Below are 15,998 nucleotides of genomic sequence, written 5' to 3'. Positions count from 1 at the left end.
GTGGCCCGCCCGTTGCCACCCGTGGCCCGCCCGTGGCCGCTCACCCGGACGGCCCCGCACGCTGGTGGCGGGGCGGGGACGGTGGTGCCGTGGAGGGGTGACCGATCCGGAACGGCGCCGGTCGCACCGGCCCTCCAGGAGGCACCGATGCAGCACGCCCCCGTCGCCCGCCCCCTGCTCGCCGCGGCGCTCTCGGCGGCGCTGGCGCTGACGGTGGCCGCCTGCGCCTCCGACGGCACGGGCGGCGAGGCCGACCGGCCGACCGCCACCGCGCCGCCGACTGCCCAGTCCCCGGCCGCGCTGCCGTCACCCGCCCTGCCGCCGGTGCTCACCCGGGGACAGGCCCGGGCGGCCCTGATCACGGCGGCGGACCTGGGGGAGGCGTGGGAGCCGACGCGGGGTGCGGCGACCTGGCGGGACGAGGTACTCAAGGCCACCGCCGACGGGTCCGACTGCCGTCGGCTGCTGGACGTCCTCTACACGGAGGACCTCTTCGGCGCCGCCACCGCCCCCCGGGCCACCGCCGCCCTGGACGACGCGGACGGCGGGGCCCAGTTGCACTACCGGGTCACCTCGTACCGCGCCGCCGACATCGACGCGACGCTGGCCTGGCTCGGCACGCTGCCGGACACCTGCGGGCACTTCGAGGCCCGGGCCGCCCGCGGCGCGACCCGCGACGTCCGGGTGACCGGCGTGACGCTGCCGGAGACGGGGGACGCCCGCAAAGGCCTGCGGGTGACGGTGACCGGCACGACGGCGGGCTCCGGGGACTCCGGGGACACCGGGGACACCGGGGACGCGGTCCTCACCGTGGACCTCGTCGCCGTCCGCGTCGGCGACGACGCGATCAGCCTCACCAACGGCACCCTCGGCGAAGCGTCCGACGACGCCACCCGGACGGCCGTCGAGGTGGGGACACGGCGCCTGACGGAGGTACGGCGGCAGGGACGCACCCAGGTCTGACGTGCTCCCCGGGCTGAAGCCCGAGGCTTCCGGCCGCCTCGCCCGGCAGCGCGCCGCGCACCTGCGCGGTGATGGCGTCGGACGCAGGTGAGCCGTCCAGCGGCCACCGGGTTCGTCGTCGGACGGCACGCGCATCACCGCCCCCTTGCCTCACGGATCCGGAAAGCCGACTACCCCTGCCCACCCCGGGAAAACCGGGCCGGCGGGCCGTGGCCGGCGGGCCGTGGCCGGCGGGCCGTGGGCTACAGGCCACGGGGCTACAGCGGCGGCTGTGCGGGGGCCGGTCCCAGGGTGGTCGTGCCGGGCGCGGTGCGGTGCCCGAGGCCGGTGCGGTACGCGTCCAGGGCCGCCTCCACCCGGCCGGTGCGGCGCAGCAGATCGCCGAGGAGCCGGCACAGGTCGGCCAGGTCACCGGCCGCGCCGGCCCGCTCCAGCAGGCTCAGCGCGCGGACGTAGTGCTCCTCGGCGGCCTCGGTGTCCCGGGCGTCCTCGGCGATGATGCCGAGCAGCCGGTGGGCGCCCGCGGAGTGCACGGCGCCCCGTTCGGAGGACAGGTCGTCCAGCACCCCGTGCAGCAGTTCGGCGGCCTCCTCGGACTTGCCGCGCCGGTGCAGCACGTCGGCCAGCTCGACGGCGACCTGGCTGCTGTAGAGCGCCGCGCGGGTGACCGACAGCATGTCGAGGGCTTCCCGCATCTCCGCCTCGGCGCGCGGGAGTTCGCCGTTCTGGGCGCAGACGTAGCCGCGCATCCAGTGGCAGTTGGCCAGCTCGGTACGGAGTTGCAGCGTGCGGTACAGCTCGGCCGCCTTGGCGAGCGACGCGTCGGCCTCGGCGAGGCGCCCCTCGGCGAGCAGCGTGCGGGCGACGGAGCGGTGCATGCGGGCCACCAGCGCGGGGTCGCCGGCGCTGGGCGCGAGGGAGAGGGCGAGTTCGGCGGCCTGGGCGGCGCGCGCGTGGGCGCCCATGTCCATGTACGGGCCGATGGCGCTGGCGTAGAGCATCAGCAGCGCGTCGGGGTCGTGCAGGCCACCGCGGTTCAGCTCGTCGAGGGTGGACTCCAGTAGGTAGACGGCGTACCGGAGTTCACCGGCGAGGTAGTGGGCGAGGGCGCGTCCGCGCACGGCGGGGACCCGGGCGGGCAGTGGGGCACCGGCCTCGGCGAGGCACTCCTCGGCCCGCTCGAAGTACCGTCGGCCGGCGACCAGTTCACCGGTCTCCACGGCGCACTCCCCGAGCCCGAGCAGCGCGGCGGCCCGCTCCTCGGCCAGCCCGTACGCCTCGGCCTCGGCGAGCAGTTCGGCGTACTGCCCGGCCGCCTGTTCGGCACCCTCGGTGGCGAGGGCGCGCTGCGCCTCGGTGAGCCTGAGCCGCAGGTCGGTGGCGAGGCGGGCCGGGCGCCCGGTGGCCAGCTCCTCGTAGCCCACGCCGAGCCGCTCGGCGAGATGCCGCAGCGCCTCGTCGGAGGGGCGGACCCGGCCTGCCTCCAGGGTGGAGATGTAGGCGGGTGTGTACGCCGGTTCCGCGAGCTGGCGCTGGGTCATCCCGCGCTCGGCCCGCAGTCGCTGCACCCGGCGCCCGATGGCGTCTCGGTCGTCACGGTCCCCCACTGCCAACTCCCCATGAGGCTCTTGCCGTCCAGCTCGGACGGCTCTAGGTTAAACCGCGTATTAAGCGCGCTTAACAGTGCTTGACACAATTCCCTGATCCCGCAGAGGACGCCGTGCTCGGACCCACCCGCATCGCCGAACGTTACGCCAGGGCCCTCGCCGCCGCGGTCGCGGCCGTGGCCTGCCTGCTGCTGGCCGCGAACGCGGGCCCCACGGACACGGCAGGCTCCTCCACCCCGGCACCGGCACCGGCGCACGACACCGCCCCGGTCATGGACGACCTGACCGCCGCCGACCGCTAGGAACGACGAGCGGCCGCCTGTCATCGCCCCGCGCGCACGGCGCACACGGCGCACACGGCGCACACCGCGAGCCCGCCGTAGACGGACACGTCCGTCACCGCCACGCCGGTCCGCGTCGGTCCACGCCGACCACAACCGCCACCGCCCCGGCCCGACCCGACCCGATCCGACCCGCAACGCACACCACCGGCCGGTCCACCGCACCCGGCCTCAGCCCTGTGTCTGCAGGCGGCTCAGTTCGCGCTGCACGTGGTCCAGCGCGCCCTCGCGGCGGCCCGGCACGCGGCCGCGCAACGCGGCGAGCGCGGCGCCCAGTTCGCGGGCCCGCCCGGCGTCGCGGATCTGCCCCCACTGGTGGTGGGCGCGGTCGACGGCCGCCTCCACGGCGGGCGCCTGCGGCGGCTGCCCGGCGCCGAGCCGGGCCCCGGCCACCGTCAGCCAGGCCCGGCAACTGCGCACCGGGTCCCCCGCGAACATCGCCAGGTCGGCCCGGACCTCGGTCCAGTGCAGCGCGTCCTCGGAGGCGGGCCCGTACGCGTGAGCGGCGGCCCCCTCGTGCCGGGCGGCGAGCGCGTCGGCGTCCGCGTGCCGTCCGGCCTGCACGGCTGCGGCGATGACGGCGTGCGGATCGCCCGCCGGTGGCCCCGGCACCGTCAGCACCAGGTCCGCACCGGCCACCGCGCCACGCCCGGCGCCACCACCCGTGCCCCCACCCGAGCCGTCGGCCGCCACGCGGGCCAGGGCCTGCTGGTGGAGCTGGTCCGGCGGCGGCCGGTGCCCACTGCGCAGGATCGTCGCGACGCCCCGCATGTACGACGGGGTGGCCACCGTCCGCCGCGAGGGCGGCGGCGCGATGCGACCGTAAACGGCGTTGTTGCGCCCGGAGTCCAGCGGGTTGGTCCGCAGCCACTGCCAGGTCTCGTGGTCGGCGTGCAGATCGAGCAGCAGCGTCGTCGCGCCACTCGGCCGCAGCCGCAGCTCCTCACGGATCCAGTGCCAGGGCAGCGCCGTGTAGCGGACGGTCGCCGAGGTCGTGCGGGCCAGGGCAAGGTGCGGCAGGCGCTGGCGCCGGTCCAACTGGAGCTGCCCGGCAACGTAGACGGTCAGCGGTCCGGGTGCCGCCGCGGCGGCCCGCAGCCGGGTGAGGACGGCCTGCGGCTCCAGCGGGTCGGCGAGTTCGACGACGTTCGCCGTGTCGGTGCCGGAGAGTACGGCGGGCGCCACGGCCGCGAGGACGGGGAGCACGGAGGCGGCGTCCACCAGGCACCCCCGGCCCACGGGCGACGCCGCGAGCAGCAGCACGGTTCCGGGCATGTGCCCTCCCACCCCTCCCCCTGTCGATCACGTACGGCAGCACCGTAACCGCTGCGGCTGCAAAGCGGGGCACTCAGCGCACTCAGCCGTCGGCCGGCTCCTCCCGGCGCCGTACCGCGAAGACCGTGGTGTCGTCGGCCACCCGCCCCCGGCAGTGCCGCAGCGTGCCGTCCCGTACGAGGGTCACCAGCCGCGTGGGCAGGGCGCTGCGCGCGTCGGCGGCGACGGCGCGGGCGATGTCGTCGGCGGGCCGGTAGAAGGCCCCGCCCGGGTCGCGCGCCTCCGTCACCCCGTCGGTGACCAGCAGCAGCGTCTCGTCCGCGGCGAGGCGCAGCCGGTGCACCGGCGGCACCGTACCCGGCCGGCCGGAGTCGAGTTCGGCCATGCCCAGCGGCAGCCCGCCCACGACCGGCAGGGACCGTACGCCGCCGGGGCCGACCGCCATCGGGGGCTCGTGGCCGAAGACGACGGCGTCCACGGCGTCGGGCAGCCCGGGGGAGAAGCCGATCAGCACGGCGGTGGCGAACCGGTCGCCCTCGGGCCGGCCGAGGCCCGCGCTGTGCGCGCGGTGGCGGAGCATGCGGATCTCCAGGCGCTCGGCGACCGTCGCGAGGTCCGGTTCGTGGTAGGCGGCCTCGCGGAAGGTGCCGAGCAGTGCGGCGGCCGTGTCCACCGCGCCGAGCCCCTTGCCCTGCACGTCGCCGACGAGGACGCGCGTGCCGTGCGGGCTGGGCTGGATGTCGTAGAAGTCGCCGCCGACGCGGGCGTCGACGTCCGCGGAGAGATAGACGGCGGCGTGGTCGAGGCCGCCGAGGCCCACCGGGAGCGGGCGCAGCACGGTGCGGCGGGTGGTGTCGGCGATGTCCCGCATGTGCAGCATGCGCCGCTCGCCGCCGACCCGGACCCCGGCGGCCACCACGGCGACGGTTCCGCCGAGGACGACGAGGATCAGGCCCGCCGAACCGGTCTCGTCGCGGTGCTGCCAGACGGTGTCGGCCATGACGTAGACGATGATCGCGAGCGCGGCGAACACGGCCGTTCCGCGCACTCCGCAGATCGCGGCTGCGACGCCGGGCACCAGCACGGTCCACGAGATGATCTCGAACGCGCCGGTCGTGATGTCGCCCACGACGATGGCGACGAGCAGGACCAGCGGGACCAGCCAGGCGGCGCCGTGGCCACGGACACTGAGCAGCTCGTGCCGGGACACGGCGTCGCCCCGACCGGCGGCGTGGACGAGCCGGCCGAGCAGCCGCCACCGGCCGCGCACCGGCCTGCGCACACGACCCCTCACGGAGCCCAGCGAAGCACGCCCCCGACCGGCCCGCATCCTGACTTGCCACCCGGCGTGCCCAGGTGTGCCCTGGTAGACGGGGCGAGGCGAGAGGAGTGCTCTCATGGCTCACGCGGCACCGGCACGCGGAACATCGACCGGGACGGGCACGCGCGGCCCATCCACCGGGACGGGCCCGCGCGGCCGTCCGATGCCCGACGTCTTCGGCCAGCGGACCCACCTGCTGGCGAAGTGGGCGATGCCCGTCACGATCGGGCTGGTTTACGGCTACTGGGCCGCTGCCATCCACCGCCGCGGCGGCCCCATCACCGGCGGGAACCTGCTGTTCGGCTTCCTGACCGCACTCGTGTTCGCCGTGCTCTACGTCGTGGTCCGTGCGGTGGCGGAACGGCTGCCACGCGAGGGCCACGCGGTGCTGTGGGGCGCGTTCGCGGGCAGCGCGCTGGGGTTCCTGTACGCGGGCAGCGGCGTGGCCATGTTCACGTGCGTCCTCGTGTCCCTGGCGCTCGCGGCGGCGGTGACGGCCTCGCTGGTCTACCGCTACTACACCCACCAGGACGCGGAGGAGGCCCGGGCGGCCCGCACCACCTGACGGGCTCGTCATCGGGGCCGTATTCGGAGCCGCATTCGGGGGCCATATGCAGTCACTCCGGTCGCCCGGCGTGCGTGCGGGGGTTTGCCTGGGAGGGTGTTCCCACGCCTCCGGAGGACGCTGTCGGCCGTCCTCATCGCCCTCGCCTGCCTGCTCGCACCGTGCGGCACGCTGGCGGGCTGGGCGGCGTACGGGCTGGCCGACACCGGACGGTACGTCGCGGCCATGGCGCCGCTCGCCGACGATCCGGACGTACGGGAGGCGGTCGCCGACACACTGGGCACCGGATTCACCGGACCCGCCGGACCCGCCGGACCCGCCGGACTCGCCGGACTCGCCGGACTCGCCGGACTCGCCGACGAGGTCGCGTCCGGCCCCGTGAACAGCACCGTGCGGCTCTTCGTGCAGGACGCGGCCCGCTCGTTCACCCGGACCGAGGCCTTCCACGAAGGCTGGGACACGGCCAACCGCACCGTCCACGCCGCCGTACTGCGCGCCCTGCGCGACGACGGCGCCGCCGGACGCGCAGTCACCGTCGACCTGGCCCCCGTCACCGAACGCGTGCGGGACCGGCTCGCCGAGGACCACGTGCCCTTCGCCCGGCGCATCCCGGTCCGCCACACCGCGGTCACCGTGCTCCCGGCCCACGAGGCGGACCGGCTCAGGAAGGGCTACCGCGTGCTCGACGTCGCCGCCTTCTGGCTCCCGCTCGCGGCCGTGGTCTTCGCGGTCACCGGCATCGCCGTCGCCGCCTGCCGCCGCCGTGCCGTCACGGCCGCCGGGATCGGCACCGCCCTCGGCGGGGCCCTGCTCGCCCTCGCCGTCGTGGTGGGCCGCCGCCTCACCCTCGCCGAACTCCCCGGCGCGGTGGACGGCCCGGCCGCGGGCGCCGTCTACGACGCCCTCACCGAAACCCTGCGCACCGCCTCCTGGCTGCTGGTCGCCCTCGGTCTCACGGTCGCCCTGACCTCCTGGCTCACGGGCCGCTACGGGCATCGGCTGCACCGCCGCCGGGCACCCGCGCGAGCCGCCCCCGACCCGGCGCCGACCCGGCCGACGCGAACCCGCCTCTGAAATCACTTGGCGAGGCCCCGCGCCCGGACGGATGGCGTCACCGTCCATGAACGTCCCTGACCCGTTTCCAGGTCGACGCCGGTTTCCTGTAGCGCTACCCGGTACGCAGGGCCGGCGGCGAGACGATCCTGGAGCTGTGGGTCCCGGCGGGGGGAGCCGGCGGAGTTCAACCGGCCCGCGCGCAACTTCCCACCCCCGGCTGCCGTCTTTGAGGGAGGATTCGGGCATCGCACCCGCGAGCGGAGGGCCGGGACTTGGGCACCGAGACCGACACGGCGACCGGCGGGTGGACCGACGCCCACGACCGGCCGGCGGCCCGTCGCACCGGACGGCGCCTCGCGGCCTGGTGTACGGGCCTGCTGTTCACCGGCGTGAGCGTGGTCGTCGGCTGCCGCGTCGCCGACAGCGACGGCATCACCCCCGTACCGCAGTTGCTCGCCTTCCTGCCCTGGCTGCTGGTGCCGACCGGCGCCGGACTGCTGCTGACGGTGCTCGCCCGGTGGTGGACCGGCGCGGTGTGGGGCGTCGCACTGCTCGGGCTGCTGGCGTGGTTCATCGAGCCGTACGGCAAGAGCGGGGAGCCCACCGGGCCGCCCGTGGCCGAGCTGCGGGTGCTGACCTCGAACGTCGAGTTCGGGCAGGGCACCGGCGCGCTGGTCTCTGCCGTGCGGCGCGAGAAGCCGGACATCATTTTCGTACAGGAGTGCGAATACACGTGCGCCGCGACCCTGCGGCGCGACCTCGCCGCCGACTACCCCCACCGGCAGGCCGTCGAGGGCGGCGGCTCCGAGGGCTCCGTCATCCTGAGCGCCTTCCCGCTCGAGGCGACCCCCGGCGTCCGGGGCACCATGGGCATGCCCGGCGCCGTCGCCGACGTGCGCGGCCACGCCGTACGGCTCCAGCTCGCCCACCCGATGCCACCGCTGCCGGACCAGGTGGACCTGTGGCGCGAGGAGCTGGACGCCCTGCGCGACGCCGCCGCCGAGGACCGCGGGACCCCCACCGTCCTCGCCGGCGACTTCAACGCCTCCCAGGACCACGCCGCCTTCCGCCGCATCCTCGACACGGGACTGCGCGACGCGGCCCGGCTGACCGGGGCCGACCGGACGGTGAGCTGGCCGGCCAGGACCGCCCCGGCGTTCGGCGTGCAGATCGACCACGTGCTGGTGTCCGAGGACTTCGCAGCGCACCGCGCCCGGTTCCTGGACCTGGCCGACACCGACCACCGCGCGCTGGTCGTCGACCTGACCCTGCACGCGCCGGAAGCCTGACCCCTTTCCCACTACTCTCCGCTACTCCCCGCTACTCCCTACTACTGGGTGGTTGGCCGACTCAGACGCCGATGTCGCAGCCGTCCGCGCGCCACACCGCCACGACCGCCGGGCGCACGATCTTCCCCGGCCCGTCGGGCCAGGTGCTGGCCGGCTCCTCCACGGAGGCCCCGTCGACCTCGCCCGGGTGCTGCACGGCGACCAGCACCCGCCGGTCCTGGATGAGCGGACCGCAGGTCTCCGCACCGGTCGGCACGGTCAGGAACTGCTTCAGCTCACCGCGCCTGTCACCTCTGGTCGCGACGCCGAAGAGGCCGTCGTGGGTGCCGAGCGCGTTGCCGTCGGTGGAGATCCACAGGTTGCCGTGGTCGTCGAAGGCGACGTTGTCGGGGCAGGAGATCGGGCTGACCCGGTCCTTGGGGAAGCCCGCGAAGTAGGTCGCCGGGTCCTCCGGGTCGCCGGCGACGAGGAACAGCGACCAGGCGAAGGTGGTGGCGTCGGCCCGGTTGCGGCGCTCGGTCAGCTCCAGGACGTGGCCGTGCTTGTTGGCGTTACGGGGGTTGGCCTCGTCCGGCCTGGCGTTCGAGCCGACGCCGCGGTTGGAGTTGTTGGTGAGGGCGACGTACACCTTGCCGCTGGTCGGCGACGGCTCGATGTCCTCGGGCCGGTCCATCTTGGTCGCGCCGACCTTGTCACCGGCGAGCCGCGTGAAGACGCAGACCTCCTCGGCGCTCATGCCCTCGACGTGCGAGACGGCACCGTCCTCGGTGGCGGTGACCAGCGGGATCCAGTGGCCGCTGCCGTCGAACTCGCCGTCGCGCGGAAGCGTGCCCGTCCCGTCGATCTCGATCTCCGGGGAGTCGCCGCTGAGCCCGGCCACGTACAGCGTGCCCTCGTCGAGCAGTGAGAGGTTGTGCTCGCGCGCCCAGCGGCTGTTGCCGTGCCGCATCCGCTTGCTGCCGACGAACTTGTAGAAGTAGTCGAACCGCTCGTCGTCGCCGGTGTAGACGACCGGACGCCCGTCGTGGGTCAGCCGCACGGTCGCGGCCTCGTGCTTGAAACGGCCGAGCGCGGTGTGCTTGCGGGGCGTGGAGTCCGGGTCGTACGGGTCGAGTTCGACGACGTACCCGAAGCGGTGCACCTCGTTGGGCTCCCGGGCGACGTCGAAGCGCTTGTCGAACCGCTCCCACTGGCGCTCGGTGGCGCCGGTGCCGATGCCGTAGCGCTTGTCGGTGTCGCTGGAGGCGTTGGCGAAGTACTGGTTGAAGTTCTCCTCGCCGTGCAGCGTCGTGCCCCAGGGGGTGGTGCCGCCGGAGCAGTTGTTGAGGGTGCCGAGGACCTTGCGGCCGGTCCGGTCGACGGAGGTCTTCACCAGGTCGGACCCGGCGGCGGGCCCGGTCAGCCGGAACTCGGTGGTGGCGGTGACCCGCCGGTTGAGCCGATGCCGCGAGACGGGCGTCAGCCGCCCGCTCCTCCTCTCCTCCTCCACGGTGACGACGGACAGCCCGTGCGCGGCCCAGGCGATCTCGACCTGGTCGCGGGTCGGGTTCTCGGGGTCGTAGTCGCGGAACATGAGTACCTCGTCGGTGTACTCGTGGTTGGCGACGAGGACCTGCCGGCCGTGCTCGCCCCGCAGCGGCAGCAGCGCGAGGAAGTCGTTGTTGTACCCGAACTGCCCGGCCTGCGCCTCGGCGGTCTGCTTCTCGGCATCGAAGGCGGGCGCCCCACGCAGAATGGGTTCACCCCAACGGATGACGACGTCCTGCCGGTACCCCTCCGGAACGGTCACGGCGTCGTCGGTGTTGGGCGCGACGGGCGTGAACCGCAGCCCCCGCGCCCCCCGCGTCGTGGACGCTTTCCCGTGCCCCTTCCCGTGCCCCTTCCCGGTCGCCGGCGCGGCCTGTGCCGGCGGCGCCCCCGCGACGCCCACGGCCCCGGCACCCGCCGCGGCGACGGTGACGACGGCGGCGGCACGCATCATGGAACGGCGACTGAGCGCACCGGCGATGACGTCACCGACGTACTCGTTGGAGCTGGTGTTGGGCACCTCGTGGAAGCAGGCGTCACCACACCGGAAACGGCAGGTCATCGCGGACCGGCCGCCAGGATGCGAACCGGACGGCGTTCCGATCAACGGCAGCAGCTTGCGCACTGTGTTTCTCCCCTTGAGAATCCCTGAATGCCCTGGTGTCAGCGCGACCGTAGGTGCACATACGTGCGGCAGCCGGGCGCCGCGGTGAACGGAGGGTGAACCCGCGGAAGCCGTGAGGGAATTGCGGCAGCGTCTCGATCCGGCCTTGACGCGTCCGCGTACGCATGGCAGACCCTGCACAAGATCACAAGCCGGGACCGCTAACCTTACGTGTCCGTCCTGGCCAGGGATTGACGGCATCAACTCACCCGAAGGGTTGCGCACATGGGCATTCTCACTCTCCTGCGGAACGCGTTCGGCCGGTCACGCAAAGAACGGACCGCCCAGGCGGAGGGTGCGACGCAGGACACGGCACCGCCGGTCACCGCGCCGGAGCCGAAGCTCCCGTCCCAGCCCACCGCATCCCCGGAGCCGACCGAGGCCCCGGAGCAGCCGGAGGCCACACAGGTCCCCGAGCCCCGCTCGGAGACCCCCACCGAAGCCGCCCCCAACGAGCACGATCTCGTCAAGGCCGCCTTCGCCAACATCACGGTCCCGAAGCCGACGGAGTCCCCGGACCCGACCTCGGAACCACAGGCCACAGCCCCGGAGCCGGCACAGGAGGCCAAGCCGAAACCGGAGGCAGAGCCAGAACCGGCAGCGGAGACCCACCCGAAGCCGAAGCAAGAGCCCGAACCGAAGCCGGAACCGGCACAGGAGGCAGGGCCAAAGCCGGAACCGGAAGCGAAGCCGGAGGCAAAGGCAAAGCCGGAACCGGAGGCGGAACCGGAGCAGGCAAAGCCGGAACCGACTCCCACCCCCGAACCCGCAGCCGAACCCACAGCCGCAGCCGACCCCGCAGCCGCAGCCGCAGCCGACCCCGCGCCCGCTGCCGCAGCCGCCGACGGCGCCAAGGCCCCACAGGGGCCACCCGCACCCGACAACGAAAGCAGCACGGGCGGTGCGGGTGGGAACACGGACGCCGAAGGCGAAGCCGAGGCGTCAAAGCCGGCGACACCCCCCACAACGCTCCGCTCCCGCGCCCCCGGCCTCACCACCGCCTACAAGGCCGCCGCCACCGCCCTGAAGAAGCACGACCTCACCGGCGCCCGCGCCAAGGTCCACCTCGTCCTCGACCGCTCCGCCTCCATGCGCCCGTACTACAAGGACGGCTCCGCCCAGGCCCTCGCCGAGCAGACCCTCGCTCTCGCGGCGCACCTGGACCCCGAGGCCACGGTCCACGTGACGTTCTTCTCCACCGAAGTGGACGGCACCGGCGACCTCACCCTCACCGACCACGAGAACAAGATCGACGAGCTGCACGCAGCGCTCGGCCGCATGGGCCGCACCAGCTACCACTCCGCCGTAGCGGCCGTCCTCGCCCACCACACCGAGGAGGAAGCCCCCGGCACCCCCGCCCTGGTGGTCTTCCAGACCGACGGCGCCCCCGACGCCAAGACCCCCGCCACCCAGTCCCTCACGGACGCCGCGGCGAGCCACCCGAACGTCCACTTCTCCTTCGTCGCCTTCGGCGACCCGGAGAACAAGGCCTTCGACTACCTCCGCAAGCTCAAGACGGGCAACGCCTCCCACTTCCTGGCCGGCGAGACCCCCAAGGAGCTGACCGACAAGGAGCTGTACGAGGGCGTACTGTCCACCTGGCGCCCGTAGCCACGGGTAGCGGGACAGGCACAGCAGCCGCACGCACGACCCCTCGGGGGGTGCACGACCCCTCGGGGGGTGGACGAAGGGGAAGCCCCCCGTCCACCCCCCGAAACACGTGTGAGTCGATCTCCGTCCGACCAGTAGGATTTCGACCATGGCGGCCACTGGAACCGAGAAGCAGGGAGCGAAGGCGTTCTACGTCTCGACCCCCATCTACTACGTCAACGACGCTCCTCACCTGGGCCACGCCTATACGACCGTCGCAGGCGACGTGCTCACCCGCTGGCACCGCCAGCGCGGCGAGAAGGTGTGGTACCTCACCGGCACGGACGAGCACGGTCAGAAGATCATGCGCACGGCCGAGGCGAACGGGGTCACCCCGCAGGCCTGGGCCGACAAGCTCGTCACGGAGTCCTGGAAGCCCCTGTGGGAGCACCTCGACATCGCGAACGACGACTTCATCCGCACCACGCAGAAGCGGCACACCGACCGCGTCCAGGAGTTCGTGCAGGACCTGCACGACAAGGGCGAGATCTACAAGGGCGGCTACGAGGGCCCGTACTGCGTGGGCTGCGAGGAGTACAAGCTCCCCGGCGAGCTGCTCGACGGCGAGGGCGAGTACGCGGGGCAGAAGCTGTGCCCGATCCACAAGAAGCCGGTGGAGCTCCTCAGCGAGGAGAACTACTTTTTCAAGCTGAGCGAGTACAGCGAGAAGCTGCTCGCGCACTACGAGGCCAACCCGGGCTTCATCCAGCCCGAGTCCGCGCGCAACGAGGTCGTGAATTTCGTCCGCCAGGGCCTCCAGGACCTCTCCATCTCCCGCTCGACCTTCGACTGGGGCGTGCCGGTCCCCTGGGACGACAAGCACGTCATCTACGTGTGGATCGACGCCCTGCTGAACTACGCGACGGCGGTCGGCTACAACGAGGACCCGGAGAGGTTCGAGTCGACGTTCCCCGCCGACGTGCACCTGGTCGGCAAGGACATCCTCCGCTTCCACGCGATCATCTGGCCGGCGATGCTGATGGCGCAGGGCCTGCCGCTGCCGGGGAAGGTCGCGGCCAACGGCTGGCTGATGGTCGGCGGCGAGAAGATGTCGAAGTCCAACCTGACCGGCATCAAGCCGCAGGACCTCACCTCGCACTTCGGCGTGGACGCGTACCGCTGGTACTTCCTGCGCGCGATCGCGTTCGGCCAGGACGGCAGCTTCTCCTGGGAGGACTTCTCCGCCCGCTACACCAGCGAGCTGGCCAACGACTACGGCAACCTGGCGTCCCGCGTGGCGGCCATGGTCACCAAGTACTTCGGCGGCGAACTGCCGGCCGCGACGGCCGACGGAGCCGCGGAGAAGGCGATCCACGACGGCCTGACCAAGGCCGTCACGGAGGCCGACCGGAAGATCGGCGAGGAGCTGGACTTCCAGGGCGGCATCCTGGCCGTCTTCGACTTCGTCAAGCAGGTCAACGGCTACATCACCGAGCAGGAGCCCTGGAAGGTCGCGAAGGACGAATCGCCGGAGGGCAGGGCCCGCCTCGCGACGATCCTCTACACGGCCGCGGAATCCCTCCGCGCCATGGCCGTCCTGCTGAACCCGATCATGCCGGACACCTCGCAGAAGCTGTGGGCCTCCCTGGGCGCCGAGGCCTCCCTCGGCAGCCTCGCGGACCAGAAGGTCCAGGACGCGGCGGACTGGGGCCGGCTCCCCGCCGGTGCGAAGGTCACCAAGGGCGCGGTGCTCTTCCCGCGTCTCGAGGAGAAGCCGACCGCGTAACACGCTCGCTACAGCGGAGGCCCGGGAGAAGGCAGACCTTCTCCCGGGCCTCCCGCTTTGCGAAGATCGGACAAGCAACCAGCTCACATGGGGGACCATCCATGGCACTGTTCGGCAACGCGCACAGCATCGACCCGGCCCAGGCGCAGCAGGAGTACGCGCGTCTGCTCGGCCAGGGTGAGCAGATCCACGCCGCATACCTGCTGATCCGCGACACCATCCTGTTCACCGACCGGCGGCTGATCCTGGTCGACAAGCAGGGCATCACCGGCAAGAAGACGGAGTACCACTCGATCCCGTACCGCAGCATCACGCACTTCTCGGTCGAGACGGCCGGCCACTTCGACCTCGACGCCGAACTGAAGATCTGGCTGTCCGGCTCCCAGGCCCCCATCCAGAAGACCTTCACCAAGGGCGTCGACATCTACGAGGTCCAGGCGATCCTCACCCAGTTCGTGGCCCGGTAGTCGAGCAACTGCAAGGGGCTGGTCCGTATATCGATATCGGGCGATCAAGTTGCAGCCCCGCCTGGGGACAACAGCGGTGGTCGTCTCGCTGTTGTGCCATGACGCCTCTCCCACGATGCCACCGCCGTCCCGGGACCCGTCCCGAGGAGGCGGGGCTAGGGTCTTCCGGTCTACGAAGCGACGGCAGACCAAGGAGTGCGGCGTGAATGTCGTGGTGATCATTGGGCTGGTGGTCGGCCTGGCGCTGGTAGGGGGTTGCGTGTTGGTGGTGCGGCGCAGCCGTCGTGCGGTGACGTGGTCAGAGGGCGAGGCATCGCCGCTGGCGGGCAGTGCGACGGACGGCATGCTGACCTGCCCGTCGTGCGCGCACCGGTTCAAGCGGCCCCACATCATGATCGTCACCAAGGCCCAGGTGAAGAGATACGGCCGCGACCCCGTCCAGTGCCCGCGTTGTGAACTCATCTGGAACGCGGGCGGTAGGCCCCACAGGGTTCGCTGAGAAGCCAGGGTCCGTGGACGCCGTGAGCTTCTCCTCAGGCAGCAGCCCCGAACGGGCACAGGACATGGCCAATTCCGAGGTCTGGCGCAGTTCGTGACCCGGTTGCTGACCGTGACGTCGGTGGCATGTGTTGGGATGACCGGATTCCCTTCGCCGACTTACTGGGAGATCGTCCCGATGCCTGGTGCGTACCCCTCCTTGACGCGAGCTCTGGCCGAGGCTCTGGTCGATGTCCTCTGATTCGTCGAAGGCTGTGAAGACGAACAATTGGATCCAGACGACGCCGTCAAGGTCCTGGAAGGCGTAGCTCACGTCGTGAGCAAGCTGTCGCGTGAGCAGCAGGACGATTTCCTCGGCCTGCTCGTCACCATGGCCCGCGAGGAGTCTGATCCGTCGCGGCGAGCTTTTTTGGAGGAGTTTCCGGACGGCTTCGGACTGGTGGAGGGTGCGGTCTGACCGCACCCTCAGGAGAGAAGGACCGCTACGCAGCAGGTCGGCTTGGTTGATCTCAGGGGAGCGGGCCAGTACGGCCTTGCGGAGAAGTTCGTCATCCTCGGTGAGGGTGCCGGGATGCCGCGTGAGCAGGCCGGTGACCTGTCAGACCGACGGAGCCCCACCCGCATAGCCGCCGGGCTGCGCAAGCTCGAGAAGCACGGCTACCTGCGGCGCACGTGCGCGCACATCCACCGGCCGAATCGTCACCCGCACGGTCTCCTGCAACAGGCCCGGACACGCACCCGGCGCGTGGCCCAGGAGAAGCCGCCGCCACGCAAGCGCCTCCCCGCCGTGCCCCAGCCGTCGGTATCCCGCCCCCGCCCTCCTCCAGGCAGCCGTCGACGTCCTCACCGGCCTGCGTCACCGCGACCCCGTCTCGTCCTCTCCGCACGGACGCCGAGCACCTCGCCCCGGGCGTCACCGCCTGGCTGGAACGCGAGGTCGCCCCTCACCGCCGTACGCCCTGCGCGCGGTCCTCGCCGTCGTGGCCCCGGGCAGGCTGGTCGGTGTTTGGACAGTCTGTCCCGGCAGAAGCGCCATTTCGGCGGCGTGT

Annotated in this window: 14 protein-coding genes and 1 pseudogene; 11 read left to right on the top strand and 4 right to left on the bottom strand. The window is 72.6% G+C overall.

Translation table 11 applies throughout. The features are described from left to right. Positions 1–147 precede the first annotated feature (147 nt). Positions 148–963, top strand: a complete 816-nt coding sequence (locus KUM40_RS05430) for a hypothetical protein (RefSeq protein ID WP_217163371.1) — start codon at positions 148–150, stop codon at positions 961–963. Positions 964–1,220: 257 nt separating this feature from the next. Here KUM40_RS05430 and KUM40_RS05425 read toward each other — a convergent pair whose 3' ends face one another. Then, positions 1,221–2,570 carry a helix-turn-helix domain-containing protein gene (locus KUM40_RS05425; RefSeq protein WP_217163369.1) on the bottom strand — a complete coding sequence of 450 codons (1,350 nt, stop codon included), beginning with the start codon at positions 2,568–2,570 and terminating at the stop codon, positions 1,221–1,223. 113 nt (positions 2,571–2,683) lie between these two features. On the opposite strand from KUM40_RS05425, the gene KUM40_RS05420 reads away from it, so the two are divergent. Next, positions 2,684–2,872, top strand: a complete 189-nt coding sequence (locus KUM40_RS05420) for a hypothetical protein (RefSeq protein WP_217163367.1) — start codon at positions 2,684–2,686, stop codon at positions 2,870–2,872. Between the two features lie 210 nt (positions 2,873–3,082). Here the strand turns inward: KUM40_RS05420 and KUM40_RS05415 are convergent, their stop codons facing one another. Both KUM40_RS05415 and KUM40_RS05410 read right to left on the bottom strand, forming a co-directional pair. After that, a complete protein-coding gene (locus tag KUM40_RS05415; protein ID WP_217163365.1) occupies positions 3,083–4,186 on the bottom strand; it encodes a hypothetical protein in 1,104 nt (367 codons plus the stop codon). Positions 4,187–4,268: 82 nt separating this feature from the next. Continuing rightward, on the bottom strand, positions 4,269–5,516 hold the full coding sequence (locus KUM40_RS05410) for a PP2C family protein-serine/threonine phosphatase (RefSeq protein ID WP_217163364.1): 1,248 nt from the start codon (positions 5,514–5,516) through the stop codon (positions 4,269–4,271). Between the two features lie 67 nt (positions 5,517–5,583). Between KUM40_RS05410 and KUM40_RS05405 the strand changes: the two genes are divergently transcribed. The 3 genes from KUM40_RS05405 to KUM40_RS05395 all read left to right on the top strand — a co-directional run bounded on the left by KUM40_RS05405 (position 5,584) and on the right by KUM40_RS05395 (position 8,417). Beyond that, positions 5,584–6,072: a hypothetical protein gene (locus KUM40_RS05405; RefSeq protein WP_217163362.1), complete on the top strand. Its 489-nt coding sequence runs from the start codon at positions 5,584–5,586 to the stop codon at positions 6,070–6,072. Between the two features lie 96 nt (positions 6,073–6,168). Continuing rightward, entirely contained in the window at positions 6,169–7,146 is a 978-nt protein-coding gene (locus KUM40_RS05400; protein WP_217163360.1) for a hypothetical protein, read from the top strand. Positions 7,147–7,400: 254 nt separating this feature from the next. Beyond that, positions 7,401–8,417, top strand: a complete 1,017-nt coding sequence (locus KUM40_RS05395; protein ID WP_217163358.1) for an endonuclease/exonuclease/phosphatase family protein — start codon at positions 7,401–7,403, stop codon at positions 8,415–8,417. Positions 8,418–8,478: 61 nt separating this feature from the next. On the opposite strand, the gene KUM40_RS05390 is transcribed toward KUM40_RS05395, so the two are convergent. After that, positions 8,479–10,569 carry a PhoX family phosphatase gene (locus tag KUM40_RS05390; protein WP_217163356.1) on the bottom strand — a complete coding sequence of 697 codons (2,091 nt, stop codon included), beginning with the start codon at positions 10,567–10,569 and terminating at the stop codon, positions 8,479–8,481. Between the two features lie 264 nt (positions 10,570–10,833). Between KUM40_RS05390 and KUM40_RS05385 the strand changes: the two genes are divergently transcribed. The 6 genes and pseudogenes from KUM40_RS05385 to KUM40_RS41020 all read left to right on the top strand — a co-directional run. Further along, positions 10,834–12,219 (top strand): VWA domain-containing protein, encoded by a 1,386-nt coding sequence (locus KUM40_RS05385; RefSeq protein ID WP_217163354.1) that lies wholly within the window; start codon positions 10,834–10,836, stop codon positions 12,217–12,219. 148 nt (positions 12,220–12,367) lie between these two features. Beyond that, positions 12,368–13,984 (top strand): methionine--tRNA ligase, encoded by a 1,617-nt coding sequence (gene metG, locus KUM40_RS05380; protein ID WP_217163353.1) that lies wholly within the window; start codon positions 12,368–12,370, stop codon positions 13,982–13,984. Between the two features lie 101 nt (positions 13,985–14,085). After that, positions 14,086–14,451, top strand: coding sequence for a PH domain-containing protein (locus KUM40_RS05375; RefSeq protein WP_217163351.1), 366 nt, complete (start codon positions 14,086–14,088; stop codon positions 14,449–14,451). Between the two features lie 202 nt (positions 14,452–14,653). Beyond that, complete coding sequence (locus KUM40_RS05370) at positions 14,654–14,950, top strand: hypothetical protein (RefSeq protein WP_217163349.1); 297 nt, start codon at positions 14,654–14,656, stop codon at positions 14,948–14,950. A gap of 315 nt (positions 14,951–15,265) precedes the next feature. Further along, positions 15,266–15,406 carry a hypothetical protein gene (locus KUM40_RS42330; RefSeq protein WP_308401061.1) on the top strand — a complete coding sequence of 47 codons (141 nt, stop codon included), beginning with the start codon at positions 15,266–15,268 and terminating at the stop codon, positions 15,404–15,406. A gap of 159 nt (positions 15,407–15,565) precedes the next feature. Then, positions 15,566–15,894: pseudogene (locus tag KUM40_RS41020) on the top strand (helix-turn-helix domain-containing protein); the annotation flags it as partial. Positions 15,895–15,998: the final 104 nt, after the last annotated feature.

The sequence above is a fragment of the Streptomyces sp. AC512_CC834 genome (assembly GCF_019049325.1).
In the GTDB taxonomy this organism is placed as follows: domain Bacteria; phylum Actinomycetota; class Actinomycetes; order Streptomycetales; family Streptomycetaceae; genus Streptomyces.
The sequence above is the reverse complement of the archived record's forward strand: the minus strand, read 5'-3'. Positions and strand labels throughout refer to the sequence as shown.

Bases quoted from the DNA above. Each gene is read 5' to 3' on its own strand.
- KUM40_RS05430 (WP_217163371.1), top strand. From the start codon at position 148: ATGCAGCACGCCCCCGTCGCCCGCCCCCTGCTCGCCGCGGCGCTCTCG.
- KUM40_RS05415 (WP_217163365.1), bottom strand. From the start codon at position 4,186: ATGCCCGGAACCGTGCTGCTGCTCGCGGCGTCGCCCGTGGGCCGGGGG.
- KUM40_RS05410 (WP_217163364.1), bottom strand. From the start codon at position 5,516: ATGCGGGCCGGTCGGGGGCGTGCTTCGCTGGGCTCCGTGAGGGGTCGT.
- KUM40_RS05405 (WP_217163362.1), top strand. From the start codon at position 5,584: ATGGCTCACGCGGCACCGGCACGCGGAACATCGACCGGGACGGGCACG.
- KUM40_RS05385 (WP_217163354.1), top strand. From the start codon at position 10,834: ATGGGCATTCTCACTCTCCTGCGGAACGCGTTCGGCCGGTCACGCAAA.
- metG (WP_217163353.1), top strand. From the start codon at position 12,368: ATGGCGGCCACTGGAACCGAGAAGCAGGGAGCGAAGGCGTTCTACGTC.
- KUM40_RS05375 (WP_217163351.1), top strand. From the start codon at position 14,086: ATGGCACTGTTCGGCAACGCGCACAGCATCGACCCGGCCCAGGCGCAG.